This window comes from Roseovarius sp. D0-M9 (assembly GCF_037083805.1).
Taxonomy (GTDB): Bacteria; Pseudomonadota; Alphaproteobacteria; order Rhodobacterales; family Rhodobacteraceae; genus Roseovarius.
Genome location: NZ_JBAPKZ010000100.1, coordinates 1 through 2,146, shown reverse-complemented (window position 1 = coordinate 2,146; position 2,146 = coordinate 1). Strand labels below are relative to the sequence as shown.

Sequence of the window (2,146 nt, the reverse complement as noted above, 5' to 3'; positions counted from 1 at the left end):
TCACTTCGTCCGTCCCGCGCATCGTCACCCTCACTGCCGCTACCGTGCCAGAAGTGAATCATGTTCTCGCAACCGCGTCGAGACCGGCCTTTTTCAGCAGCCTGTTAGGAGGAGTCTGCCCGAAAACTGCCAAACCGCCCCTCCGGCGGGCTTGATAATGCCAGATCCACCCAGAAAACCTCGCCCGGTGCCTGTCAAGGCGATCAACCAGCCATCTCGGCGTAGCCGAACGCGTTAATCAGACGGCCCAACATTCTTCATTTTTGATCCGCTTCCGGAGTTCTATAGTAAAATGCAAAACGATCAGTGCTTTTGAGTTGGGAATACTCGCTGATAATCTGCGCCCACATGGCGTGCTCCGCCAAGAACGCCTCCCATGAAAAACCGACTTCATCGAAGTATCCCGAACGCAAATCAAAGACCAGAATGTCGGGCTTGGCCGCGGCTATATCCGCCACGTTGTCTGCCCGATTGCTATTTGCAATGGCTTCGAGGAGGTAACAGGTTTCGGCATTGCGCGAGCAATCAGTATTCGCAAGACGGTTCATAGCACCGGGAACGAGCCAGTTTGCCGGGTACCGGCTGATCCAACTGGCCCCGCTCGCGAGCGCGGCGGGGGGACCGGCGTAGACATGGGAACTCAGCACCATCAGACTGTCAGCTGGGCCCCGTTCCCGCACCACATCGGCGATCTGCAATGCGTGAGGGTTGCGGTAGAAGCCACGCTTGATGCCGTGGATGGTCAGCGCAGCAATGACGATCGCGGCAGCAATCGCGCCCACATTTGGCCGAGAGCTTTTGAGGATAACAAAGAAGCAGGCGATAACCGTGAAGGAGCGGAACGGGATCACATGATAGCTGAAGCCCGTGCCCTGCAGAAAATAGGAGCCAAGCCCGGCGATCGATACCGCCGCGACCAGACCGGCTTCTCGCTGGCGAACGCGTCCAGAAAACACGACAAGCAAGAGGAGCACCACCAAGAGCAATTCAAGTGATACCCGGGAAAACACTGTATAGAATGGCGCGCCATAGGCACCGTAGACCTCCTGAGCATTCGGCACGATCTGAGACAGATAGACGGGGTGCACGAGCGCGACGGAGCATATATATGCCAGTCCGACTACGAAAAAGGTCAGATTCGCGGCCGAAAAGAGCGGCCGCAGTGATCGCTGTTGCAGCGCTTTCAATGTTGAGATCGCGAGCGGAAAAACGAGAAAATGCGGTTTCAGGCAAATACCCAGTGCCGCGACTAAGGCCCGGGCGATTTGACGCCTGATCGGCGGCGGCGTCGAGGGCAACTCGCCCAGTAGCCACGGCAGGGTCAGGAGCACCATTACTTGTTCGCGCTGGCCGAAATTGTCCAACGCGGGCAAAACCAGCGCCACGGCAATCCCACACAATAACAACGCGCGCCGTCTGTACGACAAGCCAAGCTCTAAGCTCGAGATCATACTGCACCAATACAGGATGGCGAAAATCAATATCGCCATCGCAAGATATTCACCATTGGTGTCGCTGATCCCGAATAGGTCGGCAAGCCAAATGGCAGGCAAGGTGAAATAGAAGTTGAGTGGGGGGTTCACCTCGATCAACTCGACGTAAAGTTCGGCTCCGCCCAACCAGCTGCGCGTTGCAATCAGATACCAGGCGGTGTCGTGGTTGAGCATCCTCCCCCAGAACAGCACCAGCACACCCAAAGCCAGCGCGCCCGACAGGCCAATTCCGATCCAATCCCCCCCGCACTTCCGCGCAACCGTCTCAAATACCCACAGACGTAGGGCAACATAAGAAAAAATTGGCACAACAATTGCGACAGCCGTCATTGCAGCACCAAAACTGAGGTTTAGCACCTCGGCGGACCAGACTGTTCCACTGCTTATTGCCAAGCCAACAATAGCGATACAAAAAAAGCGCAAGATTTGCGTACCCGAGTTAAGCCCAACACCGAAGGTGAAGCGAGCATGGCCGACGTAAGAGAATAAGAGAGCACAGCAAAAACCGGCAAGGTTCGCGTGAAGCGGTGTGATTCCCATCGAGCTGTCAACGGCGGAGACAAAACCGGCCACGTGGCGGCGCAAAACCAGGCCAGTGGCGGGGTGCCAAGCGCCATGGCACGTGCGCTCCCCAGATAGCTGGCGCGTGCCAT

At 56.8% G+C, this 2,146-nt stretch carries 1 protein-coding gene; it reads right to left on the bottom strand.

Features of this window, described 5'->3' with window-relative positions:
* Positions 1 to 257 precede the first annotated feature (257 nt).
* The coding region (locus V8352_RS21560; RefSeq protein ID WP_336426309.1) for a GtrA family protein at positions 258 to 2,146 on the bottom strand (1,889 nt) is incomplete at its 5' end.